Origin of the sequence: Streptomyces sp. NBRC 110611, from assembly GCF_001590865.1 — a bacterium.
Taxonomy (GTDB): Bacteria; Actinomycetota; Actinomycetes; order Streptomycetales; family Streptomycetaceae; genus Streptomyces.
In genome coordinates this window covers 312,704-338,325 of sequence record NZ_BBUY01000005.1, presented here as the reverse complement: position 1 = coordinate 338,325, position 25,622 = coordinate 312,704, and the positions used below count along the sequence as shown (strand labels likewise).

Annotated in this window: 27 protein-coding genes and 1 pseudogene; 9 read left to right on the top strand and 19 right to left on the bottom strand. The window is 69.7% G+C overall.

The window, feature by feature from the left end; translation table 11 throughout:
* Positions 1–2 precede the first annotated feature (2 nt).
* Together AZE13_RS14700 and nuoN are read left to right on the top strand one after the other, a co-directional pair.
* Entirely contained in the window at positions 3–1,661 is a 1,659-nt protein-coding gene (locus AZE13_RS14700) for an NADH-quinone oxidoreductase subunit M (RefSeq protein WP_066931083.1), read from the top strand.
* The gene (nuoN, locus tag AZE13_RS14695) at positions 1,658–3,310 is read left to right on the top strand and encodes an NADH-quinone oxidoreductase subunit NuoN (protein ID WP_066931081.1); all 1,653 of its coding nucleotides are present in this window, start codon (positions 1,658–1,660) and stop codon (positions 3,308–3,310) included. The genes AZE13_RS14700 and nuoN overlap by 4 nt, the downstream gene beginning before the upstream one ends.
* A gap of 140 nt (positions 3,311–3,450) precedes the next feature.
* On the opposite strand, the gene AZE13_RS14690 is transcribed toward nuoN, so the two are convergent.
* From AZE13_RS14690 to fahA, 3 genes are all read right to left on the bottom strand, one after another.
* Positions 3,451–3,936, bottom strand: a complete 486-nt coding sequence (locus AZE13_RS14690; protein ID WP_066931079.1) for a hypothetical protein — start codon at positions 3,934–3,936, stop codon at positions 3,451–3,453.
* A gap of 548 nt (positions 3,937–4,484) precedes the next feature.
* Positions 4,485–5,132, bottom strand: a complete 648-nt coding sequence (locus AZE13_RS14685) for a GOLPH3/VPS74 family protein (RefSeq protein WP_066931077.1) — start codon at positions 5,130–5,132, stop codon at positions 4,485–4,487.
* Complete coding sequence (fahA, locus tag AZE13_RS14680; RefSeq protein WP_066931075.1) at positions 5,129–6,355, bottom strand: fumarylacetoacetase; 1,227 nt, start codon at positions 6,353–6,355, stop codon at positions 5,129–5,131. The genes AZE13_RS14685 and fahA overlap by 4 nt, the downstream gene beginning before the upstream one ends.
* A 914-nt stretch (positions 6,356–7,269) precedes the next feature.
* Between fahA and AZE13_RS14675 the strand changes: the two genes are divergently transcribed.
* The 4 genes from AZE13_RS14675 to AZE13_RS14660 all read left to right on the top strand — a co-directional run bounded on the left by AZE13_RS14675 (position 7,270) and on the right by AZE13_RS14660 (position 12,279).
* Positions 7,270–8,283, top strand: a complete 1,014-nt coding sequence (locus AZE13_RS14675; RefSeq protein WP_066931074.1) for a polyprenyl synthetase family protein — start codon at positions 7,270–7,272, stop codon at positions 8,281–8,283.
* A 486-nt stretch (positions 8,284–8,769) separates the two neighbouring features.
* Positions 8,770–10,068, top strand: coding sequence for a LolA family protein (locus AZE13_RS14670; protein WP_066931072.1), 1,299 nt, complete (start codon positions 8,770–8,772; stop codon positions 10,066–10,068).
* A 173-nt stretch (positions 10,069–10,241) separates the two neighbouring features.
* A complete protein-coding gene (locus tag AZE13_RS14665) occupies positions 10,242–11,309 on the top strand; it encodes an ATP-binding cassette domain-containing protein (protein WP_079123994.1) in 1,068 nt (355 codons plus the stop codon).
* Entirely contained in the window at positions 11,296–12,279 is a 984-nt protein-coding gene (locus AZE13_RS14660; RefSeq protein WP_079123993.1) for an ABC transporter permease, read from the top strand. The genes AZE13_RS14665 and AZE13_RS14660 overlap by 14 nt, the downstream gene beginning before the upstream one ends.
* Before the next feature lie 35 nt (positions 12,280–12,314).
* On the opposite strand, the pseudogene rarD reads toward AZE13_RS14660, so the two are convergent.
* Positions 12,315–13,049 (bottom strand): annotated as a pseudogene (gene rarD, locus AZE13_RS14655) (EamA family transporter RarD); the annotation flags it as partial.
* Between the two features lie 251 nt (positions 13,050–13,300).
* Between rarD and AZE13_RS14650 the strand changes: the two are divergent.
* Entirely contained in the window at positions 13,301–14,215 is a 915-nt protein-coding gene (locus tag AZE13_RS14650) for a DMT family transporter (RefSeq protein WP_220127576.1), read from the top strand.
* Positions 14,216–14,455: 240 nt separating this feature from the next.
* Here AZE13_RS14650 and AZE13_RS14645 read toward each other — a convergent pair whose 3' ends face one another.
* From AZE13_RS14645 to AZE13_RS14620, 5 genes are all read right to left on the bottom strand, one after another.
* Positions 14,456–14,821: a hypothetical protein gene (locus AZE13_RS14645; RefSeq protein WP_147264665.1), complete on the bottom strand. Its 366-nt coding sequence runs from the start codon at positions 14,819–14,821 to the stop codon at positions 14,456–14,458.
* Between the two features lie 109 nt (positions 14,822–14,930).
* Positions 14,931–15,944 (bottom strand): radical SAM/SPASM domain-containing protein, encoded by a 1,014-nt coding sequence (locus tag AZE13_RS14640; protein WP_066931066.1) that lies wholly within the window; start codon positions 15,942–15,944, stop codon positions 14,931–14,933.
* 71 nt (positions 15,945–16,015) lie between these two features.
* On the bottom strand, positions 16,016–16,225 hold the full coding sequence (locus tag AZE13_RS14635) for a hypothetical protein (RefSeq protein WP_066931064.1): 210 nt from the start codon (positions 16,223–16,225) through the stop codon (positions 16,016–16,018).
* Positions 16,226–16,685: 460 nt separating this feature from the next.
* Positions 16,686–16,910, bottom strand: a complete 225-nt coding sequence (locus AZE13_RS14625) for a hypothetical protein (protein ID WP_066931060.1) — start codon at positions 16,908–16,910, stop codon at positions 16,686–16,688.
* A gap of 199 nt (positions 16,911–17,109) precedes the next feature.
* Entirely contained in the window at positions 17,110–17,301 is a 192-nt protein-coding gene (locus AZE13_RS14620) for a hypothetical protein (RefSeq protein WP_066931059.1), read from the bottom strand.
* Between the two features lie 105 nt (positions 17,302–17,406).
* Here AZE13_RS14620 and AZE13_RS14615 point away from each other — a divergent pair, with 105 nt between their 5' ends.
* Together AZE13_RS14615 and AZE13_RS14610 are read left to right on the top strand one after the other, a co-directional pair.
* Positions 17,407–18,243, top strand: a complete 837-nt coding sequence (locus AZE13_RS14615) for a helix-turn-helix domain-containing protein (RefSeq protein ID WP_066931057.1) — start codon at positions 17,407–17,409, stop codon at positions 18,241–18,243.
* Positions 18,240–18,455 (top strand): DUF397 domain-containing protein, encoded by a 216-nt coding sequence (locus AZE13_RS14610; RefSeq protein WP_066931055.1) that lies wholly within the window; start codon positions 18,240–18,242, stop codon positions 18,453–18,455. The genes AZE13_RS14615 and AZE13_RS14610 overlap by 4 nt, the downstream gene beginning before the upstream one ends.
* A 60-nt stretch (positions 18,456–18,515) precedes the next feature.
* Here the strand turns inward: AZE13_RS14610 and AZE13_RS14605 are convergent, their stop codons facing one another.
* The 10 genes from AZE13_RS14605 to AZE13_RS14560 all read right to left on the bottom strand — a co-directional run bounded on the left by AZE13_RS14605 (position 18,516) and on the right by AZE13_RS14560 (position 25,605).
* Positions 18,516–18,773 carry a hypothetical protein gene (locus tag AZE13_RS14605; protein WP_066931054.1) on the bottom strand — a complete coding sequence of 86 codons (258 nt, stop codon included), beginning with the start codon at positions 18,771–18,773 and terminating at the stop codon, positions 18,516–18,518.
* On the bottom strand, positions 18,770–19,036 hold the full coding sequence (locus AZE13_RS14600; protein WP_066931052.1) for a hypothetical protein: 267 nt from the start codon (positions 19,034–19,036) through the stop codon (positions 18,770–18,772). The genes AZE13_RS14605 and AZE13_RS14600 overlap by 4 nt, the downstream gene beginning before the upstream one ends.
* A 65-nt stretch (positions 19,037–19,101) precedes the next feature.
* Positions 19,102–20,130 (bottom strand): peptidoglycan-binding protein, encoded by a 1,029-nt coding sequence (locus AZE13_RS14595; protein WP_066931049.1) that lies wholly within the window; start codon positions 20,128–20,130, stop codon positions 19,102–19,104.
* Between the two features lie 69 nt (positions 20,131–20,199).
* A complete protein-coding gene (locus tag AZE13_RS14590) occupies positions 20,200–20,439 on the bottom strand; it encodes a hypothetical protein (RefSeq protein ID WP_066931047.1) in 240 nt (79 codons plus the stop codon).
* Between the two features lie 33 nt (positions 20,440–20,472).
* Positions 20,473–21,837 carry a collagen-like protein gene (locus AZE13_RS39020; protein ID WP_147264664.1) on the bottom strand — a complete coding sequence of 455 codons (1,365 nt, stop codon included), beginning with the start codon at positions 21,835–21,837 and terminating at the stop codon, positions 20,473–20,475.
* A gap of 7 nt (positions 21,838–21,844) precedes the next feature.
* Entirely contained in the window at positions 21,845–22,300 is a 456-nt protein-coding gene (locus AZE13_RS14580) for a hypothetical protein (RefSeq protein ID WP_066931043.1), read from the bottom strand.
* Positions 22,297–22,545 (bottom strand): hypothetical protein, encoded by a 249-nt coding sequence (locus tag AZE13_RS14575; protein ID WP_066931041.1) that lies wholly within the window; start codon positions 22,543–22,545, stop codon positions 22,297–22,299. The genes AZE13_RS14580 and AZE13_RS14575 overlap by 4 nt, the downstream gene beginning before the upstream one ends.
* Entirely contained in the window at positions 22,545–23,663 is a 1,119-nt protein-coding gene (locus AZE13_RS14570; protein WP_309302190.1) for a hypothetical protein, read from the bottom strand. Before AZE13_RS14570 ends, AZE13_RS14575 begins: the two co-directional genes overlap by 1 nt.
* Complete coding sequence (locus tag AZE13_RS14565) at positions 23,645–24,688, bottom strand: hypothetical protein (RefSeq protein ID WP_066931037.1); 1,044 nt, start codon at positions 24,686–24,688, stop codon at positions 23,645–23,647. The genes AZE13_RS14570 and AZE13_RS14565 overlap by 19 nt, the downstream gene beginning before the upstream one ends.
* 14 nt (positions 24,689–24,702) lie before the next feature.
* Positions 24,703–25,605, bottom strand: a complete 903-nt coding sequence (locus tag AZE13_RS14560; protein WP_066931035.1) for a phage distal tail protein — start codon at positions 25,603–25,605, stop codon at positions 24,703–24,705.
* Positions 25,606–25,622: the final 17 nt, after the last annotated feature.

The window sequence follows — 25,622 nt, the reverse complement described above, 5'->3', positions numbered from 1 at the left end:
CCATGTCGTTTCCCCTGCTGACGGCGGCGGCCGCGGTGCCGGCGATCGGTGCGATCGCCACCGCCGCACTGCCCGCCGCCAAGCGCACCGCCGCCAAATGGCTCGCGCTGCTCTTCTCGCTGGCCACCCTGGTACTGGCCCTGGTCATCGCCGTACGCTTCGACCCCGCCGCCGAGGGGCCGTACCAGCTCACCGAATCACACGCCTGGATCCGGGACTTCGGCGTCCGCTACGAACTGGGCGTGGACGGTATCGCCGTCGCCCTGATCGCCCTGACCGCCGTGCTGATCCCGTTCGTCATCCTGGCCGGCTGGCATGACGCCGATCCCCTCGAGTCGGCCACACCCGACCGGCGCTGGCGGCCCACCCAGGGCTTCTTCGCGCTGATCCTGGCCGTCGAGGCGATGGTGGTGCTCTCCTTCGAGGCCACCGACGTCTTCCTCTTCTACATCTTCTTCGAAGCCATGCTGATCCCGATGTACTTCCTCATCGGCGGCTTCGGGGACCGCGCGGGACCGGACGGCGAGGAGCGGGCCGCCGGCCGGCGCTCGTACGCCGCGGTGAAGTTCCTGCTCTACAACCTCGCCGGCGGGCTGATCATGCTGGCCGCGGTGATCGGGCTCTACGCCGTCACCGCCGACCAGCTCGGCACCGGCGCCTTCTCCCTGCAGCAGATCGTCGAGGCGCGGGCGGCCGGCGAGCTGGACATGGCCGCCGGCACCGAACGGCTGCTGTTCCTCGGCTTCTTCTTCGCCTTCGCGGTGAAGGCGCCGCTGTGGCCGCTGCACACCTGGCTGCCCGGCGCCATGGGCGAGTCGACCGCGCCGGTCGCCGTGCTGATCACCGCAGTGGTCGACAAGGTCGGCACGTTCGCGATGCTCCGCTTCTGCCTCCAGCTCTTCCCGGAGGCCAGCGCCTGGGCCACCCCGGCCATCCTGGTCCTCGCGCTGATCAGTATCGTCTACGGCGCGCTGCTCGCGGTCGCCCAACGGGACATCAAGCGCCTGATCGCCTACGCCTCGATCTCCCACTTCGGCTTCATCATCCTGGGCATCTTCGCGATGACGTCCCAGGGCCAGGGCGGCGCCACGCTCTACATGGTCAACCACGGCCTCTCCACCGCGGCCCTGATGCTGGTGGCCGGCTTCCTGATCAGCCGCCGCGGCTCGCGGATGATCACGGACTTCGGCGGCGTCCAGAAGGTCGCCCCGCTCCTCGCCGGCACCTTGCTCATCGGCGGGCTCGCCACCCTGTCGCTGCCCGGCCTGGCCCCGTTCATCAGCGAATTCCTGGTCCTGGTCGGCACCTTCAGCCGCTATCCGGTGATCGGCGTCATCGCCACCGTCGGCATCGTCCTCGCCGCCCTCTACGTCCTGGTCCTCTACCAGCGGACGATGACCGGGCCCGTGAAGGCCGAGGTGAAGAGCATGCCCGACCTGCGGGTCCGGGAGCTGGTGGTGGTGGCGCCGCTGGTCGCGCTGCTGATCTGCCTCGGGGTGTATCCGAAGCCGCTCACCGACATCGTCAACCCGGCGGTCCAGCACACCCTGTCCGTCGTCGACGAGCAGGACCCCCAGCCCACGGTGCGGGTGAACGCCGTACCCGGTGGAGACCGGGACGGCCGGACCGTGAATGATCGAGATGCGGAGGCCGCGAAGTGAGTTCCGTGGCAAGTGTCCACAGCCTGTGGACGGTGGCGGCCGGCGCACCGGGCAAAATCCCGGCGCCGCACATCGAGTACGCCCAGCTGTCGCCGGCCCTGATCGTCTTCGGCGCGGCGGTCGCCGGCATCCTTATCGAAGCGGTGGTCCCGCGCCGCCACCGCCACGCCGTCCAGCTGCTGCTGTCCCTGGTGGCGCTGGCCGCCGCGTTCGCCGCGGTGATCGGTCTGGCGGCCGCCGGCTTCGGCTCGTCCAAGGCGCATATCGCGGCGATGGGCGCCATCGCCGTCGACGGTCCGGCGCTGTTCCTCCAGGGCACCATCCTCCTGGTGTCCCTGGTCGCCGTCTTCACCTTCGCCGAGCGGCGGCTCGACCCGGCGGCACACGGCAACCGCGTGGACTCCTTCGCGGCCCAGCCCGCCGCCGTCCCCGGCGGCCCGGCCGAACAGGCCGCGGTCAAGGCCGGGTTCACCACCACCGAAGTCTTCCCGATCCTGCTCTTCGCGGTCGGCGGGATGCTGGTGTTCCCCGCCGCCAACGACCTGCTGACGCTCTTCATCGCGCTGGAGGTGTTCTCCCTCCCGCTGTACATCCTGTGCGCGCTGGCCCGCCGTCAGCGGCTGCTGTCCCAGGAGTCCGCGATGAAGTACTTCCTCCTCGGCGCCTTCTCCTCCGCCTTCCTCCTGTTCGGCATCGCCCTGCTCTACGGCTACGCGGGCACGGTGACCTACGCCGGAATCGCCGAGGTGATCTCGGACGGCGCCAAGCAGATCGACCCGGCCCTGGCCGGTTCGATGGGCAGTGACGCGCTGCTGTTGATCGGCGGGGCACTGGTGCTGATGGGGCTGCTGTTCAAGGTCGGCGCGGTCCCGTTCCACATGTGGACGCCGGACGTCTACCAAGGCGCCCCCACCCCGGTCACCGGCTTCATGGCGGCCGCCACCAAGGTCGCGGCCTTCGGCGCGCTGCTCCGGCTGCTGTACGTCGTCCTGCCCGGCATGCGCTGGGACTGGCGGCCGGTGATGTGGGGCGTCGCCATCATCACCATGTTGGGCGGGGCGATCCTCGCCATCACCCAGACGGACATCAAGCGGCTTCTGGCCTACTCCTCCATCGCCCACGCCGGATTCATCCTCGCCGGCACCATCGCCACCAGCGAGGACGGGATCTCCTCGGTGCTCTTCTACCTGGGCGCCTACTCCTTTGTGACGCTCGGTGCTTTCGCCGTCGTCACGCTGGTCCGGGACGCCGGCGGCGAGGCGACCCAGCTGTCCAAGTGGGCCGGGCTCGGCCGCCGTTCGCCACTCGTGGCCGCGGTGTTCGCCGTCTTCCTGCTGGCCTTCGCGGGTATCCCGCTGACCTCCGGCTTCGCCGGGAAGTTCGCGGTGTTCAAGGCGGCCGCGCAGAGCGGCGCGGGCTGGCTGGTGGTGGTCGGCGTCCTCGCGTCCGCCATCGCCGCGTTCTTCTACATCCGCGTCATCGTGCTGATGTTCTTCAACGAGCCCAAGGCGGAAGGCCCGACTGTCGCGGTGCCCAGCCCCCTGACGACCATGGCCATCACCATCGGGGTCACGGCCACACTGGTGCTGGGCCTGGCGCCGCAGTACTTCCTCGACCTGGCCGGCCAGGCGGCGACCTTCGTGCGCTGAACATCCGCGCCTGCGCCTCCGTACCGTAATGGCCGCCGCCCGGAGCCCCTTTGGGGCCGGACGGCGGCCATTACGCTACGGACCGGGACCAGCCGTTACGCTGCGGACGGGCCCATTACGCAACGGGCCGGTCGTCCCGGTCAGCTCTTGGGCAGGCCGCTCGGCAGCTCCGGCATCTCGGGGATCTTCACGCTGCCGTCCCCGGACTTGGTGTACTTGTCGGTGGGGCCGTTCTTCCACTCCACGGTCAGGGTCTTGCCGTCCGCCCCGGGCTTGAGGGTGCCCATGGTGCGGGTGGTGTCCCCGTCGGTGCACTTCAGCGCGGCCATGGTCATCCCGGCCATCTCCTGGACCTTGCCCAGGCAGGCTGCCTTGTGGCCGTTGCTGAAGGCGACCGTTCCCTTGGTGATCACGAGGACCAGCGGGCTGCTGTCCGATCCTGCCTTCCACGCGCCCTCGACCGCCTCGGGGCTCGCGGGCTTGTCCGCGCCTCCCGGAGTTGACGGCGCGGCCTCCGGCTTCTTGCCCGGCTTGCTGTCGCTGCCGTTGTCGCCGCTGCTTCCGCAGCCGCTGAGCAGCGTCGCGGCGATGGCTGCCGCCCCGGCGATCTGCGCTGCCTTGCGCACGTACGTCTCCTCCGTTGTGGGACAGGTCCGTTGTGGAACAGGGAGACGTGAGGCTAGCAGCGGCCCCCGACCCCGTCCGGCCCCTCGCCCGGATTGCGGCTGCGCCGGTACGGACTTGGTGTGAGGCTGTGACAGGAAAGGCGGCGGTGCCGGGCGAAGGGGATGAAGCGGGCGGGGCGGAGGGGTAAAGCGGGCGGGGCGGAGAGGGGGCGCGCGGGGAGGGAGCGCGGGGAGGTGGGGCGGGGTGGAGGGGGCGGTCCAACGGGGTCCGGCTCACCGTCCCTCCGCCCCGGGGGGGCTCCCCCTCCCCCCGCCCCCTCCACCTCCCCGCACCCCCACTAGCCGCCGATGCTCGGCACACCGACAACGCTCATGACGGCAATGAGCCCCGCGCATGACGGCCACGAGCCCCACGGCATCGGCGCCCGCGGAGCCGAGCCCCGCACCGCCCTCTGCCGCCGGAAGCCGAGGCCTCTCCCAGCCTCTCCCCGGTCAACCTGCGATCCGCCTACGGCCGGGGCAGCCTGACGTACTCCCTCCTGAGTCTCCTAGGCGCCTCCACCCGCCGCGCTCTTGTCGTGCTGGACGGCGCGGAACGCGGCGTACGCGGTCCACTCCTCCTTGGCCAGACGCCGCAGGTCGCGCCGCAGGGGGCGATGGGCGCCACCCGGCAGGAGCCCGGCGTCCAGACCGGTTGCCGAGGCGTAGGCGGCCAGCAGACGGCCGCGCCGGTCGGGGAACCGGGCATCGGCAGCCGCTGTGAAGCGGGCGCGGGCCGGGGCCGCCAGATCCACCGGGCCGGCCGGGAACCGGTCGTACGGGAAGAGACCCAGGGCCCGGTGGGGCTCTCTGCGCAGAGCGCCGCGTTCCTCCAGCCGGCGCAGGCACAACTCCTGGACGGACCGGCCGGAGCCGCGTACCCAGCGGTGCGCCTTGATGCCGTTGCCGCCCTTGACCGGCGCGCGGAGCGCCGTCAGGGCGTGGTCGAGTACGGGATCGCCCAGCGGCAGCGGTTTGGTCACGGTGATGCGGTCGCCGTGGTCGACAGTGATCCGGCCGGCCGCCTCCAAGTCGGCCAGCGCCGCGCCGGCCAGCCCGTAACGGAGGTACGTGGGGTTGTTCAGGAGACGGCCGCGGACCGGGTCGAGGGCGAGAAGGAGTAACTCCTCGGGGAGCGTGAGGGGATTGCCGGTCATGTCGTCTCGCGGCCCGGGGAAGCAGGAGCGGGCAGGATGCGGCCGGTGACCTCGCCGAAGCCGATCCGGGCGCCGTCGGGGCCCGGCGCCCAGGCCGTGAGGGTGACCTCGTCGCCGTCCTGGAGGTACGGGCCCTTGCCCTGGGTGAGTTCGAGCAGGCAGCCGAGCTGGTCCGGCTCGGGTCCGGAGACGGTGCCGGACGCGAAGAGGTCACCGGTGCGCAGGGATGCGCCGTTGACGGTCATATGGGCCAGTTGCTGGGCCGCGGTCCAGTACATCGTGGAGAACGGGGGCCGGGAGACGGTCTCGCCGTTGATGCGGACCTCGATGCGGATGTCGATGCCGCCCGGTTCGGCGGTCGCGTCGTCGAGGTAGGGAAGCAGCGGCAGGTCCCGGGCGGGCGGTGCCGTACGGGCCGTGTCGAGGGCGTCGAGCGGGGTGATCCAGGCGGAGACGGACGTGGCGAAGGACTTTCCCAGGAACGGGCCGAGCGGTACGTACTCCCAGGCCTGGATGTCCCGCGCGGACCAGTCGTTGAGCAGGCAGACGCCGAAGACGTGATCGCGGAAGGAGTCGAGTCCGACCGGTTCGTGCAGCGTGGACGGTGTGCCGACGACGAAGCCGACCTCGGCCTCGATGTCGAGGCGGGTGGACGGGCCGAAGGCCGGTGTCTCGTCGGTGGGCGTCTTGCGCTGGCCGTTGGGCCGTACGACCGGGGTTCCCGTGGCGACGACCGTGCCCGCCCGGCCGTGGTAACCGATCGGCAGATGCTTCCAGTTGGCGGGGAGAGCCGCGCCGTTCGGGCGGAAGATCCGTCCGGCGTTGGTGGCGTGGTGCTCGCTGGAGTAGAAGTCGACGTAGTCCGCGACCTCGAAGGGGAGGTGCAGGGTGACCTCGCCCAACCGATGGAGCAGCGGTGCCACTTCGTCGCGGTGCGTCCGGTCGGTCACCGCGCTGTGGACGGCCGTGCGGATCTGCCGCCAGACGGGGCGGCCCGCGGCCATCAGCGGGTTGAGGGTCGGCGCTGCGAGCAGTTCGGCGTGCGGATGGATGGCGGCGGGCAGCGCGCTGGGCAGGGCGCTCAGATCGAGGACGTAGCTGCCGTAGCGGACACCGAGGCGGTGCTGGTCGGGCGCGTCGGCGGTACTGAAGACGCCGTAGGGGAGGTTGTGCGGGCCGAAGGGGTCGCCTTCCGCCAGGTCGAACGGGCTCTGCTCGGGCATGACAGCTCCTCGCGTTCGTCGTCGCCAGTGGGGCCGGCCTGACCGGTCAGGGGGGCTGATCAGGGGCTGATGAATCCCCGGCCCGGCGGCTCTGTCGATCAGAGTACGGCCGGGCAAGCCGCGGTGATGAGGCCTGTGGATAACTCGCGTGAGGAGGCGGTCCGGGCGGGTGAGGGACGCCCGCCCTCCGGCCGGGGTGCGGTCGGGTGAGTGCCCGTCGGCCCTGGCCACGCCGGGGCGGGGCCGGAGGCGTCGGCTCTCCACAGCCGCCGCGGCGAAGGGAGCCGAGCGCGTACGAACACGACCGGCCGTGACACCGCACGTACTCCCTACCGCACCAGACGTACTCCCTCCCCCCCCGCACCGGACGCACTCCCCGCGGCACCGCATATACGACCGTGCGGCACCGCACGTGCGTCCCGGGACTCGGCAATGTCCGGAAAACCCTTGCCGGACGGCGCAATTCGGTTCTGGCTTCCCGCGTGCGCCGCCACACAAGACCGTTTCACTCCTTCACTCCCCGCGGCCGCCGAGTCCCCCGCAGCCCGCGCGGCCCCGTCGCTCACGGTGTCGCGCTCACCCGGCCGCGTGGGTCGGCCGGCCCCGCCGGGGGACCGGTCCTGGGAAGATGGCCGAGGGGCCTGTGGCCGGCGCGGTATATCGGCCTTCCGGTCACAGCTGTGGTTCCTGGGGCGGCCGGGAATGTGAGGGCCGTCGCTGTCGCCGCTCCGCGACGTCAAAAAACCCAGCACAATGTGATCCATGCCATGCCACCCGGGGGTCGTCATGCTTCCCGGGCGGCTCAGGGGGCGGGCGCTCACGGTGATCGAACTGGGACCGGATACGCTGGCCAATGGTGGAGACAGCGACAGATCGACATTCAGTTTGATCGTCAGCAGACAGGAGTACCCCTCGTGACCGTCGTCGGGCCCTTCGGGCTGAGCGTGCGGGACCAGGCTCTTGAGGCCGATGTCCAGGCCGGGTTGGCGGCTGTCGAGGAGGGCCTGCTGGAGGCCACCAAGAGCGACGTGCCGTTCATCACCGAAGCCGCGCAGCACCTCGTGCGCGCGGGCGGCAAGCGGTTCCGGCCGCTGCTGGTGATGCTCGCGGCCCAGTTCGGTGACCCCCACAGCCCGGGTGTGGTGCCCGCCGCGGTGGTCGTGGAGCTGACGCACCTGGCGACGCTGTACCACGACGACGTGATGGACGAGGCCGATGTGCGCCGCGGCGTGGCCAGCGCCAACGCCCGCTGGGGCAACTCCGTCGCGGTGCTGACCGGCGACTTCCTCTTCGCCCGCGCCAGCCACATCCTCGCCGACCTCGGGCCCGAGGCGGTCCGTATCCAGGCCGAGGCGTTCGAGCGCCTGGTGACGGGGCAGATTCTGGAGACCGCCGGCCCACGTGACGGCCGCGACCCCGTCGATCACTATCTGGACGTCCTCGCGGGCAAGACCGGGTCGCTGGTCGCCGTCGCCTGCCGTTTCGGCGCCATGATGTCGGGCGCTGATGAGTCGACGGCCAACATCCTCACTCAGTACGGCGAGCGGCTGGGCACCGCGTTCCAGCTGGCGGACGACGTGCTGGACATCGCCAGCGACTCGCACGAGTCCGGCAAAACGCCCGGAACCGACCTGCGTGAGGGCATTCCGACGCTGCCCGTGCTGCGTCTGCGGGCGCGGGCAGAGAGCAGCTCCGGCACGCCCGAGGACCGGGCGCTGTGCGAGCTGCTGGCGGGCGATCTCACCGATGACGCCCGGCACGCCGAGGCGCTGGTCCGGCTGCGCGCCCACCCGGCACTCGAAGAGGCCCGCCGGGACACCGTGCGGTACGCGGAGGAGGCGCGCGCCACGCTGGCGCCGCTGCCCGAGTGCATGGCCAAGTCGGCTCTCGAGGGCCTGTGCGACGCGGTGGTCCACCGGGCCGGGTGAAGTCGGGACGAGGGAAGCCGGGGCGGGGTACCGAGTGGCGATCAGGGGCTGGCCGCTGGGTCCCTGGGGGCTTTCGAACGCTGGGTCCCCTAGGGGTTTTCGAACAGATCCCCTAAGGGTCGTGAGCGCCCCCTGCGGGCCTACAACCGGCTGAGGGCGGGGGATATTCCCCGCAGCTCGCCGTGGTTCTCGGCGTGGTTCTCGCCGTGGTTGGGGAGGCGGTCCTTGGGGAGGTGAGAGGCAGTCCTCGGAGAGGTGAGGGGGAGCCCTTAGGGGGTGGGTCCGACTCCTGTTGTATGTGTTCCGCTGCGCGGTGACCGGTTGTCATACCTCAGCAGTACGACGAGTTGGACCCGCGGGCTGACGCTTTGTGCCGGGTGCTTTGGTGAGATGGAGAGCACCACAGCGCGGCGAACGAGCCACCAGCAGCTCCAGGGGGGGCGCGAGGACAGCGCAGCAACCGCCGCAGACGACGGAGGTAGGCAGATGCCACGGAACGAACCGACCGAGTTCACCGACGCATGGGACGGGGAGCGCGCGTCGAAGCGCCGTAAGACGGTGCGGTACGCCGTGCCGGTCGCGGTGGCGGGAGTTGCGGCGGCCACGATCGGGCTGGTTCCGGCGTTCGCCGGCTCCGGTTCCCCGGATCTGCCGAAGATCTCCGCAGCGGACCTGATAGCCAAGATCGCCACGTCGGACGTCCAGCAGCTCTCCGGCACGGTGCGGGTCACCACGGACCTCGGCCTGCCGTCCCTGCCGGACGGGCTCGGCGGCGGGGCCGGCGGCTTCGGCGGTGGCCAGGGCGGCGCGGGCGGCGGCGAGAAGGACGGGGACGGCGCGTCCGTGTCGCCCGGGAAGAAGCTGATGGAGCTGGCGTCCGGTACGCACACGCTCCGCGTCGCCGCCGACGGTCCCGACAAACAACGGGTGTCCATCGTCGACAAGGCCGCCGAGTACAGCCTCGTCCACAGCGGCAGCGAGGTCTGGGCGTATGACAGCGGCAGCAACACCGCTGTCCACAGCACCGCGCCCGACGCAGGCCGGCACGGCGAGCGCGGGAAGCCCCGGGGCCTCCCCGAAGACCTGAAGAACGCCACCCCGCAGGACCTGACGAAGCAGGCTCTGAAGGCGGCCGGTGACACGACCTCGGTCACCGTCGACGGCACCGCCAAGGTCGCCGGACGGGACGCCTACCAGCTGCTGATCAAGCCGAAGCAGGCCGGCTCGACGGTCGGCTCGATCCGGGTGGCGGTCGACGCCGCCAACGGGACGCCGCTGAAGTTCACCCTGACCCCGAAGAGTGGTGGCCCGGCCGCCATCGACGTCGGTTTCACCAGCGTCGACTTCGCCAAGCCCGCCGCGAGCACGTTCTCCTTCACTCCGCCCAAGGGCGCCAAGGTCGTCGACGCCGACGAGGAGCGGGCGAAGGCCGAGCGCGCACACGGCAAGGACGCCGCCGGACAGAAGGACGTGAAGGAGTTCGAGAAGGGACAGAAGGGGCCGGCGAAGAACCTGGGCGGGCTGAACGTCATCGGCGAGGGCTGGACGTCCATCGCCACGATCAAGGGCGCCGGCTCCGGCCTGCCCACCGGCAAGGACAAGGCCGCCGGCGGTGACGCGGGCGCGTTCCTGGACAGCCTCGGTGAGAAGGCCAGCGGCTCCTTCGGCACCGGCCGGATCTTCAGCACCCGCCTGGTCAACGCCCTGATAACGGACAACGGCACCGTCTACGTCGGCGCCGTCGACAAGCAGGCCCTGATCGACGCGGCCAACGCCGCCAAGTAGGCCGTCAAGCAAGCCGCCGAGCAACGGGTCACCGCAGTGGGCCAGCGGTACACCGGAGGCAGCGGTAGGCCAGGGGCTGCCGCGTCGCCCTGCCCCGGGCGGCGCGGCACCACCCGCGGGGCCACTCCCCCGTGGGACCGCGGGCTGTTCATCCGTACGACATGGGGGAGCCGATGCCACAGCCGCCCGTCTCCGGGCCCGACGGCACGCGCCCGCCCGCGCCCGGACAGCCTCCCCCGCGCCTTGAGGGCACCGGCGGTACGCCCCTCGGCGACCGGGCGATCGAGACGGTAGGCCTGACCAAGGCCTACCGCGGCGGTCGGCTCGCCGTGGACGGCCTCGATCTGGTCGTCCCGCGCGGCAGCGTCTTCGGATTCCTCGGCCCCAACGGCTCCGGCAAGACCACCACCATCCGCATGCTGATGGGCCTGATCGACGCGACCGCCGGCAGCGCCCGGGTGCTCGGCCGGCCGATGCCCGCGGCCGGGCGCCGGGTGCTCCCCGAGGTGGGCGCGCTCATCGAGGGCCCGGCGCTCTACGGATTCCTCAGCGGGCGCGACAACCTGCGGCGATTCGACGCCGCCGACCCGGTCGCCGACCCCCGCACTCGTGAGGAACGGGTCGGCCGCGCCCTGGAGCGGGTGGGCCTGGCCGCTGCGGCCGGCAAGAAGGCGCGGGCGTACTCCCTCGGCATGAAGCAGCGGCTCGGCCTGGCCGCGGCCCTGCTCCAGCCCCGTGAGCTGCTGGTGCTCGACGAGCCGACCAACGGCCTGGACCCGCAGGGCATGCGGGAGATCCGCGCCCTGGTCCGTGAGCTGGCGGCGGACGGCACCACCGTCTTCCTCTCCTCCCATCTCCTCGACGAGATCGAGCAGGTATGCACCCATGCCGCGGTGATGGCCCGCGGCCGGCTGATCACCCAGGGCACGGTCGCCGACCTCTCCGCCACGGTGCTGGGCCCGCGGGGCGCGGCCAGGCTGACGGTGACCACTCCGGACGCCGCGGACGCGGTCCGGGTGCTGAAGGAACAGGGGGTGACCGGCCTTCAGGCCACCGACGACCGGGTGACGGGTGAACTGCCGGGCGGCGGGCCGGACGGTGCGGGGGCACCGGAGCTGGCGGACCTCAACGCCGCGCTGGTGCACGCCGGCGTGCGGGTCCGTGCCTTCGGAACCGAACGCGCCTCGCTGGAGGACATCTTCGTCCAGTTGACCGGGGAGGGCTTCGATGTCGCAGGCTGAGACAGCGTCCGGTTGGCCCGGCCAGGGAGGTCGGCCCGGTCGGCCCGGTCGGGGAGGGCGGCCCGGTCGGCCCGGTCGGGGAGGGCGGCCCGGTCGGTCCGGTCAGGGCGGGCGGTCCGGTTGGTTCCGAGCGGCGCGGTCGCTGGGGCTGCTGCGCAGCGAGGTCGCCATGACCTTCCGGCGCTGGCGCACCCTGGCGCTGCTGGCGGTGCTCGCGGGCGTACCGGTCCTGGTCGGGATCGCCGTCAAGATCCAGACGGGCGACGGCGGGGCGGCGGGCCACGACGGGGGCGAAGGCGGCCCGGCGTTCCTCTCCCAGGTCGCCCACAACGGCCTCTTCCTGGTCTTCGCCTCACTCGCGGTGACCCTGCCGTTCTTCCTGCCGATGGCCACCGGCCTGATCGCGGGCGACTCCATAGCCGGCGAGGCGCAGGGCGGAACGCTGCGCTATCTCCTGGTGGCCCCCGCCGGCCGGACCCGGCTCCTACTGGTCAAGTACGCCACGACCCTGACGTTCTGCCTGGCGGGCACCCTCGTCGTGGCGCTCTCCGCGCTGACGACCGGCGCGCTGCTCTTCCCCCTCGGCGACATCACCCTGCTCTCCGGCACGTCCATACCCTTCGGCGAGGGGCTGCTGCGGGCGCTGGCCATCGCGGGCGTGGTGGCCCTCTCGCTGATCGGAGTGGCCGCCGTCGGCCTGTTCGTCTCCACCCTGACGACCAGCGGGACCGCCGCTATGGCGACCACGGTCGGGCTGCTGATCACGGTGCAGATCCTGGACACCATCCCGCAGCTGGAAGCCGTACAGCCCTACCTCTTCCCGCATTACTGGCTGTCCTTCGCGGATCTGCTTCGCGACCCCGTCTACTGGGATCAGCTGCAGAAGAACGTGGGCCTTCAGGCGCTCTACGCGGTGGTGTTCGGCTCGGCGGCCTGGGCGCGGTTCACCACCCGGGACATCACGGCGTAGCCACCCGGGACGTCACGGCGCAACCACCCGGGACATCACGGCGTAAGGCGGCGCGCCCCGGTCTCGGCGGCGGGTACGGCCGCTTCGGCGGCCCCTACCGTCTCGGCGGCCCGGCCCGGCCCGTTCGCTGTCGTAGCTGCCGCGGTCGCCTCGTTCGCGCGGGCTGCGGCCTCGGCCAGCTCCGCCCGTGCCCGCCGCGTGGTGCGCAGCGCGTCCCAGGTCAGCACCGCCAGGCCCATCCAGACCAGTGCGAAGCCGGCCCAGCGCTCCGGCGGCATCCGCTCGTGGAAGACCGTGAGCCCCAGCACGAACTGGAACGTCGGCGCCAGATACTGCATCATCCCGAGCACGGTCAGCGGCAGCCGCATGGCCGAGGCACCGAAGCAGATCAGCGGTATCGCCGTGGCGACCCCGCAGCCCGCGAGCAGCAGTGCCTGGTCCACCCCGCCGCTGAGGAAGCTCGACTCGCCGCGCACACCGAGGAAGATCAAGTAGCCCAGTGCGGGCAGCAGCTGGAGGGCCGTCTCGGCGCTGAAGCCCTCGATGCCGTCGAGCTTGATGCCCTTCTTGGCCAGTCCGTATGTCGCGAACGAGAGGGCCAGTCCGAGCGCGATCCAGGGCACCTTGCCGTACGCGACGGTCATCACGACAACGGCCAGCGTGCCGATGCCCACTGCCGTCCACTGCAGCGGCCGCAGCCGCTCACGCAGTACGAGGACGCCGAAGGCGATGCTGACCAGCGGGTTGATGAAATAGCCGAGGAGCTCCTCCCCTAAAGGACACACGGGCATATTTGCAGGTCAGAAGGGGTGAGGATGGGAGCGGCCCCGCATCACGCCCAGCCTGGTCAGTACCAAAATGTGGAAACGGGGGTGACGTGATCCCCTGGTCTGCTTACGGTCGACGAGACGCTCGGCCGCGGGCGTCACCGTGCTTTGTGAGGGGAGTCGCCGTGAAGCGACGTTTCGGGCGAGGGCCGGCAGCGGGCGGAGTTGACGTTCCGGCCCTCGTGGCTGCGTCTGTGACCGTGGTGCTGTGGGCATCGGCGTTCGTATCGATCCGCAGCTCAGCTGAGTATTTCGGGCCGGGCGCATTGGCGTTCGGGCGTCTGCTTGCGGCTGCGGTGGTACTGAGTGTCGTGCTTCTTGTTCGGCGGGGCGGCATTCCGCCCCGTAAGGCGTGGCCGGGCATCGTCGGCTGTGGTGTGCTCTGGTTCGGCGCGTACATGATCGCTCTGAATTGGGGTGAGCATGAGGTCGACGCGGGCACGGCGGCGATGCTGGTCAATGTGGGGCCGATTCTGATTGCGCTGCTCGGCGGATGGCTTCTTAGAGAAGGGTTCCCGCCTCGATTGATGGCGGGCATGTCGGTGTCATTCGCCGGTGCTGTGGTGGTCGGGCTGTCTATGACCGGCGGCGGGGCTGCCACGCTGCTGGGGGTTTTGCTGTGCCTGCTGGCTGCTGTGACGTACGCGGTGGGCGTGGTGCTTCAAAAGACGGCTCTTCGGCATGCGTCGCCGTTGCAGGTGACGACGTTTGGTTGCCTTGTTGGTCTTTTGGTCTGCCTCCCCTTTTCCGGTCAGTTCGTCTCGCAGATGACTCAGGCACCGGTGTCGGCGACGTTGAACGTTGTATATCTCGGGGTCTTTCCGACGGCCATCGCGTTTAGCACGTGGGCCTTTGCGCTGTCGCGGACGACGGCGGGGAAGATGGGCGCGACTACCTACGCGGCTCCGGGTTTGGTGGTCGTGATGTCGTGGGTGTTCCTGGGTGAGGTGCCGGGCTGGCTGACGCTGCTTGGCGGTCTGCTCTGTTTGGCTGGTGTTGCCGTGTCCCGGTCTCGCAGGAGGGCGGGCGCGGCGTCGACGGTGGTGGCGTCGGGAGGTCAGGCGCGGTCGACGTCGGGCGTTGCTGGGGCGGAGGAGAGTGTGGGATAGCGGTGTAGGGCTCTTGAGATAGAAGGGGGGCGCCCTCTGCTGGCCGGCGGGGCGCCCCCTATGGGTTGTCCGACCGGGCCGTGTAATGCGAAGGAACAGGCCCGGACGGACCCGTACAGATTACGCTGAGTAACCCGGATGGGTCACAACCCATGGAATTCTTCAGAGTGAGTGCCTCGGTGAGGTGTCGCCGCGGGGCAGTACCGGGGCGGTGCTCGCCGGTAGGCCAGCCTGGAGAGGTCAGCTTCGAGCTTCAGGGATGAGGCCCTGGAGATACCGGCTTGCCGCGCTCACGAAATCCTCCCGGGCCTTTTTGAAGTCGGCCCAGGCCGGCTGCTTGGGGTCGCCCTTCTCCATGTCGGCTAGACGCTCCACGAGCGCGCGCCCCTCCTTCACCGGGCCCACGCCTTCAAGGTCGATGACGTTAAACCGGGCGCGGGTCACGTCATAGACCCGGTCGATAGCAGCAATGGCTGCCGCGTCGGTCTCGTACCGTCCGGCTTCGCGGTGCCAGATCACGGTCCGCTCCTCGTCCACAGCGTTGAGGAATGCGGCGTACGCGTCGCGCCGGGCGAGATAGAGCGTGATCACGGCTGAGTCGTTCATGCGCGGTGCTCCCGTGGTGCGTGCTGATTGGGCGCCGTCACGCTACCCGCCCGTACACCTTGATCACTGGCGTACGGGCGGGAATCACTGGCAGGAGTGGGTGCGAGCGTCAGCAGTCGGTATCTGAGACGCCGGGATTGTGGTACCTGACGGATCGGCGTGGCGACATTCGTACTGGCTGCGCAGTGATGCGTTTCCCGCTCCCCTCTCCGCCGTCTCCATCCCCGTTGCTGCCGGTGGGGCCGCACTGAGCGTCAGGCACGCAGGCTAGTTGCGGGTTGCAGGTTTCGAAGGAGGGATTGCAGTTCGGTGTGCACATGTCGGGCAGACAGCTACTGGGCTGCGCCTTTGTGTGCGGGAACGCCTCTTCGAGCACACCACGCACGTTGCGCATTTCGTCGCCGTCGTAGATGTCCGTGAGGCTTTGAGTGTGGACGTTGCCGACGGGCATCCAGCGGGCGAACACGCACGGCCATACCTCTCCGCGCGGGGAGATCGCGAACTTTCCCCGTCCGCAGCGTCCGCACAACCGCCCTAACGATGGGGTCGCCCCTTGTGCGCCCCTGCCGAAGGGACGGATGCCGTCTGTTCGCACATCGCGAATGCCGAGCTGCAACAGCTCGTGTGACGCGTAGTCCCCCCGCTGCGCCTGTAGGACGTTGATCACGCTGCCGCGCATCTCGATGCCCAGTTCCCGCGCTTTGTCGACGTTGGCGCGCGTACGGGCGTGAGACCCGCGATTCTCCGTCACGTCGTCGTGATCCTCGGGCGTGTCGCTGTAGTAGCTGAATGCCACCCGTACATTGGGTAGTTGGAGGACTTCCCAGACCTCGTCCCGGATGTGGGTCATGTTCGAGAAGACCTCAACCCGCATGCCGCACTTGAGGGCGTGCCGGATGAAAGCGGGCAGTCCTGGGTGGAGGGTCGGTTCCCCGCCGATGAACTGCACATCCCGGACGCCTAGGACTTTCAGCTCGTCCATGACCCGGAACCAGTCGCCATCTGTCATGTCACCGTGATCACCCTGCGGGGACGAGTCGGCGTAGCAGTGGCGGCATTTCAGGTTGCAGAGTCCCGTGATCTCCAGCCAAACGAACACCGGCCGAAGGGCTAACGCGTTCATGGCTCCTCCATGGAGTGAGTTTCGGCACTTGCTTACCGCCCCTTGTTGGGACGGGGGCTAGGGTTCCGGGCTCAGCCGATGCGCGACAACACCGCCATCAGGAGAGCCCAGATGATGAGCACGACCAGGCCAACAGCAACCTTTGCCACGAAAAGACGGGCGGATAAGGCGTCCTCTTCGCGCCGCTGCTGTTCCTCGCGCTCCTTCTCGGCCTTCTCGTGCGCGTCGGCGTTGCATCGGTGGCACGCGGTGATCTTGTGTTCTGGGCTGTCGTGGCTCATGTGACCTGTTGGACGGCGGGGGCACAGTGATGTGTTGGAGCCCCACGTCCTGTCACTGGTCGCCCTTTCTGGTCACCGGTCCGCGACCGATGGCCGTCCCTCTCGGCTCCTGCCACTCGTCGAACTGTCGCGCAAGCCAGTGCTCGCCGGGGTGGCCGTAGGCACGGTGAATCTGGGCCATGGACGCGCCCTGACGGTACTGCTGGATCACGTGGCCTCTCTCCGCAATCACGGATTCTCTGGCCCTCCTCGTTTCCTCAGACGCGCGCCGTGGCATCGCAACTCTCCTCACTTGGTGGTGGGACCCGCCCCCTTGCCGGGTCAGGGGGAACACTCGGAAGGGGACGGGGGTGTGGCGGTCGCCCAGTACACGGACCATGAGTACTGGGCGACCGTTCGCGCTCCTCATGGGGCCGGGAGGATGGTTGGGCCCTCTATGGGGAGCGCACCCGGCCATGGGCTAGCCGGGTGTCTCGGGGGTGTCGTTGTGGGAGCCGAACCGCACATGCTCAGCGATCTTCATACTGGAGATGGCGGCTAACCCGAATTCCTTCTTCGCACGGGCCTGGTAGCGTTCCTCAGCCTCTGCTGCGCACGTCTTGCAGCCGGGGACCGGGGCAGGGTCGAGGTCCTTCTCGCGGTACGGCAACGGCAGCTCTACGGGCCGTTCCTGGTAGCCGCTCATGCTCGACGCCTCCGTCCGGCCACGCGGGCGCGAACTCGGTCCAGCTCATTCGGCGGCCGGTACTCGTCCGTGTACCACGTGTCCCCGCCTACCAGCGGGCGCAGCGCCACCGTTCCGGCCTCCCAGCCCACCGCCTCACCGACCCGGCCGCTACGCGTGTCTTTGACCAGCACGCCCGGGGACGGCACCCATGGGGCGATCACTGCTGTCCCCGCTTCACGTGCGGGTGGTTCTTGAGTTCGGTGTTGAGGTCAGAGACCTTGTGCCAGTCCCCGCGCGCCTCGGCCAACTGCCGTTCGTGCACCAGCGATCGGCACACGTCGCACTCCGCCGGGGGGAGCTGCGCGGCGGGTCCGGGCTTGCGCTGTTGTTCAAGGTTCCGTGGCAGCATGGGGCTCCTCTCCGTAGTGCTTCCACTACCGGGGAGGTTCAGAGTGGCGGCATCCTGGGGATGAATCAACGTCCTAGCTATGGAAGCTAAGTTGACGGAGAGGCGATGAACCAGAACGAATTGAACCCGGACGCATCACCGCAGGCAGCCTACGGAGCGCGCTTACGCAGGCTGCGCAAGGAACGTGGCTGGACCCAAGCGGATCTAGCCGAACGCATGGGCTACTCGTCCGTGCACATCTCAGGCGTCGAAAATGGCAAAAAGTTTCCAACTTCCCGCTTTTCAAAAGCCGTAGACGTAGCGTTCGGACTCGTCGGCACAGCCGACGCCTTCGAGCGTGAGTACCGCGAGATCAAACACGGCAGCCTGCTGGAAGGCTTCCCGGAGTACGTCAAGTACGAGGGTCGGGCGGTGGAGATCCGACAGTTTGAGATTGGCATCATCCCCGGGCTGTTGCAGACGCCGGAGTACGCACGAGAGCTGGCGGACAGCGCCGTACGGCGGGGTGCCATCACGCCTGAACAGGCGGAGGAAAGCATTTCGTTCCTAGCGGAGCGGCAAGCGGTGCTGGTGCGGTCCCGGCCACCCATGGTGTTTGTGACCATGGATGAGAGCTGCATCCGTCGGCCGGTCGGCGGCCCTTCTGTCATGGACGCTCAGTTGGCGCGTCTGATCGAGTTTGCGGAGATGCCGAACACGCTGCTACAGGTGGCGCCGTACGAGATAGGGGCGCGCCGTACGCTCAACCTGCCCGTCAACCTCTTGATGATGCCGGACCGGTCCTTGATCTTTTACGCCGAGTCTCAAGCTCAGGGACACCTAGACCGAGACAGCGCCTCCGTGATGCCCATGCTGACGGCTTACCATCAATTACAGGCCGAATCGCTGTCCCAGGCGGCGTCTGTGGCCATGATCGAGCAGTTGCGAAAGGGCACCCCGTGACGACCGAGTCCCCCGAATCTCCCCGTTGGTTCAAGTCCTCCTACAGCGACAACGGCGGCACCTGTGTGGAGGTAGCCGCTAACCTCGTCGCCTCGCGCGGCGTCGTCCCTGTCCGTGACTCCAAGGACCCGCACGGCCCGGCGCTGGCTTTCCCGGCGTCGTCCTGGTCGTCGTTCGTCGACGCCGTTAAGGGCGTGAAGTTCCCTGTCTGAGTCACCAATGACGAAGGCGCCCCCACGACCGGCATAGCCGGAGGTGGGGGCGCTGTTGTGTTAATGGGCGGTGGTGGCCTGCCAGAGGGTCAGCAGCAGTCCGGCGACGGCGACCAGGGCGGCGATGCTGGGCAGGGGCCAGCGGCGACGCTCGATGGCGTCGAGGCGTTGCTCGTGGTCGGCGAGTTGCCGGTCGGTCTGGTCGGACCGTTGTACGAGTAGGGCGAGGGCGCCGTCGACGCGGGCGAACCCGGCCTCGACGGCGCCTCTCAGGCGTTCGAGTTCGAGGGCAACGTCGCCGGGGTCGCGGTCGGTCACGCGCCGCCCCGGTCGTTCTTGCGGGTGAGGGCGCGCAGCTCGGCGTCGGCCGGCGGGTGGGTGCGCAGCCATGCGGGCATGAGCGCCTGGACTCCGGGCAGGGCCATGACGCGGGCGAGTCCGCCGGCGACGGCGAGGGCGCCGGCGACCCACGGCAGGGTGGCGGGGATGCCGGAGGCGTCGACGATGGCGGGCAGCAGTACGGCCAGTGCGATGGTGGTCTGCACAACGGTGCGTATGGTGCGCCGGGTGGCGTCGGTCATGGGGCAGTACCTCTTTCTATGGGGGCGGTGGCGCCGCCCGCGGAGTGCGGGCGGCGCGGGGCGGGTTAGACCTTGGGGACCTTCAGCGCGTCCCACTGGCGGCGGCCGGGCCAGCCATCGCAGTACTCGGGGTCGTCGCCGAGGTGCATCTGCCACTGGCGGAAGCTTTCGCGGTCGGCGGTGGTCCACTGCGGGCCGGGGCCGGATCCGTAGGCCGAGCAACCGACCTCGACGAGGCGTCGTCCCATGGCAGTCACGATCGGGGAGTGCGGTGCGTTCTTGAACCAGTCGGCGCCGGGGAACGGCTCGAATCGCGGGCCGGACGTGCCGGGGAGCGTGAGCCGCTGACCGGGCTTGATCGTGTAAGGCGCGCCAATGCCGTTGGCGGCGGCGATCTCCTTCCACGGCACACCGTGCGCCCGCCCGACGGCCGAAAGGGTGTCGCCGGCCTTCACGGTGTACGAGGTCCCGCTGCTGCCACCGTCGGGCTTGGGCTGCGGCTTGCCGCCGAGCCGACGCTCGATCCGGGCGCGCATGTCGCCCATGGAGAACCCCCGCGGGTCGATCTTGGTGTTCGTCCACTCCTTGTGCCCGATCACGGACGCGGCCGACCAGCCATAGGCACGGCAGATCGCAGCGCCCACACGCTCGATCGCGTCGAGCTGCGCCTCGGGCCACGGGTCATCGCCGTCGCCGAGGTTGATGCACTCGAATCCGTAGAAGTGGCTGTTGCCGTCGGTATCGTTGTCGGTGGTGGCCGGCAGGGCGCGCTCGGCGACGACGGCGCGCAGCACGTCGGAGTCGCCCTTCCCGGCGTGGTTGGCGCGGCCGGAACTGGTCAGATAGACGGCGCCGTTCTTGGCGATCACGCCATGGCACAGAGGGCCGGGCAGTTCGCTGTAGCCGTCGTAGCACAGGCGTACCGAGGAGTCGGTACCACTGGAAACCGTGTGGTGAATCATCACGCCGTTGACCGGGCCGAACGCTCCCTTGTGATTGCGGTTGTGGGAACGCCAGTTGCCGTACTCAATGACGTTGACACCCTCGGCGCGCAGCGCGGCGAGCAGGCGGTCGGCGGACAGTGGGGATGCCATGGGCAATGTCTCCAGAGATGCGAAGGCCCCGCCCGGAGTATCCGGACGGGGCAGGTGGGTGCGGGTCGTTCAGCGGAGTTCTGTGACCTCGGTGTTCTCGGTGGTCACGGCGAGCGTGGCGGTCTGAAACCGCTCAGGAACGGCGGCATAGGCGGCATCCAGCGCAGCGCGCACGAGCGCGGTGTGCTCGTCTGAGGTCAGGCTTTCGTTTCCTGGGAGGGTTTCGGGGGACGTCAGCATGGAGACGCGCAGGGTGGGCTGTGCGTGGTCGCCAACAGAGATGGCGAGCGTGCCGTGTGCTTCATGCATGTGATGGTGTGCCTTCCTGGTGAGATGGTCGGGCTAGCCGATGCCGGCCCAATAGCAGGTGGTGCCCTCGGCCATGCCGCCGAGCGTGAGCGTGGCGGGCAGGCTGGTGAGGGTGCTGGAAGTGGTCTGTAGCCACCGGTAGACGCCGTTCACGTCGACCGGCTTGGCGCCGGACGTGGTCGAGGTGGCGCCCCAGTTGGTGGCAGCGAGGTACGGCACCGCGGTGCCGGTGCCCTTGATCAGAATCGCTACGTAGTAGCTGCCGGCCGCAAGGTTGACCGGGGCGGACAGTGCGAACGTGGCGAGCTGTCCACCGATGTTGTGGGTTTCGGGGAGTTGAGACGCGATGTTGCCGGTAGCCGCGACCCGTTTCAGGCTCTTGTCGTAGATGCCGAGGTACGCGGCTGACACGGTGCCGTTGGGCTTGTCGTAGCCCATGACGTGAATGGCCGCCTTGGTAATCCGGGCGGCCGTGCGGAGGGGCACGCCCACGAGGTAGAGCCGGCCGGCCTCGGAGGGCATGTCACCGGGGGTGCGGGACCCTGCGCCGAGGTCGTACGCCCAGGACGTCAGTCCGTAGTCGTCCGGCATCCACGTGCCAGGAAGCACGGGCGCGGCGGTGGGCGGGAGCTGCGCGGCGGGGACGCGGCCGGTGGCGTCGAGCTGGGCGACACCGCCCGCGGCGCCGGCTGCGGTAGCGGGAATCGCGCCGACGTCGGCGGCGTCGAGGGTGATCTCGGCCGCAGCGTGGCCGTTGACGGACTGCACCAGACCGGGGGCACCATCGCTTCCGGGCGCGCCGGGCGGACCCTGCTCCCCGCGCTCACCCCGTGGCCCCAGTGCGCCCCGCGGTCCTGTCTCACCCGGAGGGCCGGGAACGGTGCTGTCGGCCCCGGGCGGTCCCTGCTCGCCGCGTGGCCCCGCCGGCCCGGACTCCCCCTTCGGCCCGGCTGGGCCGGTGAGGGACGTGAGCCAGTCGGCCGGGGTGCCGTCGAAACCCTCGGCGAGGGCTACCTTGTAGGCGCTGGCACCGCGTACGGCAACGTAGTTGGGCTTGCTCGGGTCGGTGGGGGCAATGCCGGCGAGGTCGACGTGCGGCGCCTCGGCAGGCAGGAGCACCTGATACGAGCGGCCGTTGGGGATGCCGGCGAGCTGCTCGGTCACGGTGTACGACCAGCCGGCCGGATCCATGTGCGGGGCGTCGGTTGCCGGCAGGGTCGCGGTGATCTGCCCTTGTGCGTCGAGGGCGGCGACGACCGGCCCGCCGAGGATCACGTCGGCGTCTGGGAACGTGAGCTGCGCCGGCGCGCGGAAAGTGACGCTGCCGGACAGGGGGCGGCCGTCCGGGCTGAGGAAACGGCCGGTGACGGTCACAACGGGTATGGCGTCGGGAAGCACGCGTCTCCTAGGTGGCTTCGCTGGCGTTGATGGTGTTCAGGCCCCAGATGCCGCGGACGCGGAGGGAGCAGGTACCGCTGCCGCCGGTGCGGCGCGCCCACATGACCACCGAGGCGCCCGTGCCGTACGGGAATTCGCCGGCAGGGAGTGCGATGCGCTCGTTGACGTCTCGCACCTTGGCGGCGCTGCTGAGGGTCCATGTCGGTCCGTACTGCGTGCCGCCGATCCGCATCACGACTTCCGCGGATGTGCCGGTGGGGCCGGAGAGCTGGAGATTGACCCGGAGCACCTTGTGTTGGGTGAGCATATCCCCGGAAAACAGGGCGATTTCCTCGCTGCTGGTGAAGTCCTTATAGGGGGCGCAGGGGATGGGGATCCAGGGGCGGCCGAGGTAGCCGTCGGCGTACGCGTCGTCCATCACGATCGGCGCCGGATAGCCCCCGCGCGCGAACAGTCGGATCATCTGGGCAGAAGTGTCGGCATTGCCGCCGATCTCCAGCGCGACACCGGTACCGTCTTCTGACCCACGCCCAGGACCTGGGTCCCGTTGGGGGCGCGGACGTCGAGGCTGCCGCCCTCGCCGATCCGGACGGCACCGTGGTTGATCTGGTTCAGGGCGGGGCGCATGTGGGCGCGGCCGGCGAGTTCGCGCACCTGCCGTTCCAGGGTGCGGATGCGGTCGAGCAGGTCGAGGGGGATCGCGGCCATTACGGGGCCTCCAGGAAGAGTTTCGCGGTTTCGGGCCGGCCGCGCTCCGGCGGCGTGAGCGCCATGCCGACGATGCGGTATCGCTCGTCGAGGCCGTCAGGCCACCACAGATCACGTATTCGAAGCCGGATGGTGGCGCCGAGCAGGGCGGGCGAGAGGGGCGTTCGGCCCATGTGCACGGTGACCTCGGGGATCGTGCGTGGCTGGCGGGCGGTGTTCCAGTCGGCGACCGCGTGAGTGTCGAGCGTTCGTTTCTCGATGACGGTGGAGTAGTCCGAGGTGCCGTCGAGGCGAGGCCAGCCCGCGGCTATCGCCTGATCATCGACCAGCAGATCGGACAACAGGGGCACGGATTCTGCGGCTTGGTTTTGGTTGTCGCTGGCGCCGCGGGACTGCCAGGCGTTGGCCAGCACGCTGGCGTCGACCGGCCACGTGTAGGACATGACCGGGCCGGGGTGGTCGAGCACGATCTCACTGGTCCCGGACCGGATCACCGGCGACCCCATCTGTAGTCGCTTGATGCGCCGGCCGCTTACTGGGTCACGGTGAGCCGCTATGCGCCACTCGAAACCCTTCTCCACGGCGCCGAGTTGCTCGATCAGGTCGCGTATCGAGGGCACGTCGTACCGGCTGTAGGTCCGGTCACGCAGCATCCCTGAAACGTCCGCGCCGTACTCGATGCCGATATCGCCGCCGGCAGTCTGCTGCGCGTAGTCGATCAGGCCCCGGACGATGTCGTACTGATCGACGCCCCGGGCCTCGAACGTGTCGAACAAGCGCCGGTGGTCGAGGTAGCTGTCGAAGGTGCCGGCCTGCACCTGCATGGACAAAAACCCGCGGTCGGTGGACTGCACCGCGGCAGTCCACACGATCCCGCCCCACCAGATCTCGCGCCCCCGCTCAACCCACAGGGCCGTCCGGCCCGGGACCACGGCGGCGCGCACCCGCGCGGCGATCTCGGCGTTCGGAATCGGGATCGTGCCCGAAGCGGTGCCGGTCTTGCCGAGGTAGTCGTCGAGCGCGACGCCCTGCAACGGCAGGACGTCGAGCAGCTGATCGGTACGCAGATCGCACAGCAGCACCCGGTAGGAGGCAGGGATCATGCCGGGCCCTCCCACCGCAGCGCGGCGTAGCTATACGTCCCGGGGACGTTGTCCACCGCGGTCGCCGTGTAGAGGCGTACCTCGATGTAGTCGCCGGCCTTCAGCACGACAGGAAGGGCAGCAGCGTGCCCCTGCCCACCATTGGACCGGGCGACAAAGGACACATGCCATTCCCGGACGCCGTTCTTGACGACCAGGACGCGGGCCTGCTCGGCGCCACCAGGCCAGGTCTGTTGCGCGTAAACGGTGTAAAGCCCTGAGACGGGGGCGACCAGGCGGGTCGGGTTCGCCGGCGTCCACATCGATGCATCCGTACGCGCATCCGTGCCGGTCCACCACACGTTGGTGTAGCGGTTCGCCGCAAGGCTGTATGACTCGTCCTTGCGGACGGCGACGTAATGACGCTCGGCCACGCTGCGCCAGTCGTTGCCGTCCCAGCGGTCCAGCCCGGTGCCGTTGTCGCGGTACTGGCCCGGGTAGGCACCAGGGAACGACAGTCCCCAGCCGCGGGGGATGATCCCGCCGGCCGCCGCGGTATAGCGGCGCCGGTCGGCCAGTGCCGAGGCCCAGTTGATCCCACCGACGCCGGCGGAGGCGCCGGCGGGAACGGTGATGTCCCATAGCCGCAGACACGCACCCGGCAAGCGGGGTGGCGCGGGGGTGGCCGAGGGCGCGCCCTGGACGATCTCCAGCGTGGCGACGGGTTGGTCGCTGGTGTCGTACAGCGGGTCGAGCACGCGCAGCACGACGGAGTCGACCCGCGGGTGCTGCGCGTCGCCGTCGGCGAGGGTGAGGGTTTCGGGGGCTGTTACCGCGATGGGGTAGGCGCCTTGGGCGTCGGTGCCTTGGACCAGAGCGCGGCCGGTGCTGATTTGGACCTGCATGGAGGCGACACCGGCCGCCTTGAGCGGGTCGCCTCCGGCGATCACCCCGTCGCGTGACCGTAGTTCGCCCTCGGGCGTCATGGGCCCGACGGGGGCTAGACGGGTGTCTTCTCGGGTCTGCCCGGTGGGCAGCAGCCACGCGGCGCGAACGGTCACGGTGGCACCTCCTGTCACCAGAAAGCGGAGCGCCACCTGACGGAGCAGGTGGCGCGGGGGTCGGATGATCCGGGTGCGGCCCGGAAGAGGTAGTTGGTGGTACCGGGGAGCAGAGTGAACGTTTCCTCTGGAGCCGATCGGGCGGTGACGGTGTAGAGCCGTGAGGCGGTCCCGTTGAGCGTGACCGTGCCGTTCGCGGTGTCGACGAGCAGCTCGTCGTCGGCGGCGAGGGTGAGGTCGTACTCGATCGCGTCGCCGGTGCCCAGGTTGGTCAGTGAGGGACGGTCGACAGGCCCGCGGAACGAGATCACCGGGTGTGCGGGGGCGTCCCCTTGGTTCACTGCGACGAGCGCGCCGGTGGATCCGGGGGCGCCGAAATTCAGGGGCCATTGCAGCCCCTCGGGGCCGGGGGCGAGATGCCAGTCGAGCCCAGGTTCGGGCATGGGCAGCCGGGTGGCGACGTGCTGCTCGGTCAGGGAGTAGCGGCGCGGGTCGGTCGCCTCGAACTGGATGGCGCCGCCGGTCACCGTGCCCATGCGGTAGTCAGTGTCCACGGGGATGGAGTGCCGCACGCAGCGCGCGAAACACATCAGCGGTTCGGCATTGTCGAGTTTGATCACCAGCGGTATCTCGTCCTCGCGCAGCGCCAGGTGCGCCGACAGGGCCCGCACCGCGGCGGACATCGCGCCGGGTTCGGTACGCAGTACGACACCATCGAGCGTGATGGTGCGGGCCTGCGCCAACAGCCGGCCGGGGAATGCCCCATGGGCGCCGGAGCGGGGGACGGTGCCGGAGTCGACGCCGGGGGAGTCCTCCCAGCCGGGGGCTTCTTTCCACTTCACTGCTGTGCCGGGGCCGAGCAGCAGCTCGCCGTACTGGACGTGACCGGGGAGGGTGACCAGATCACCGGCGGCCATCCGATCACCCCCCTTGG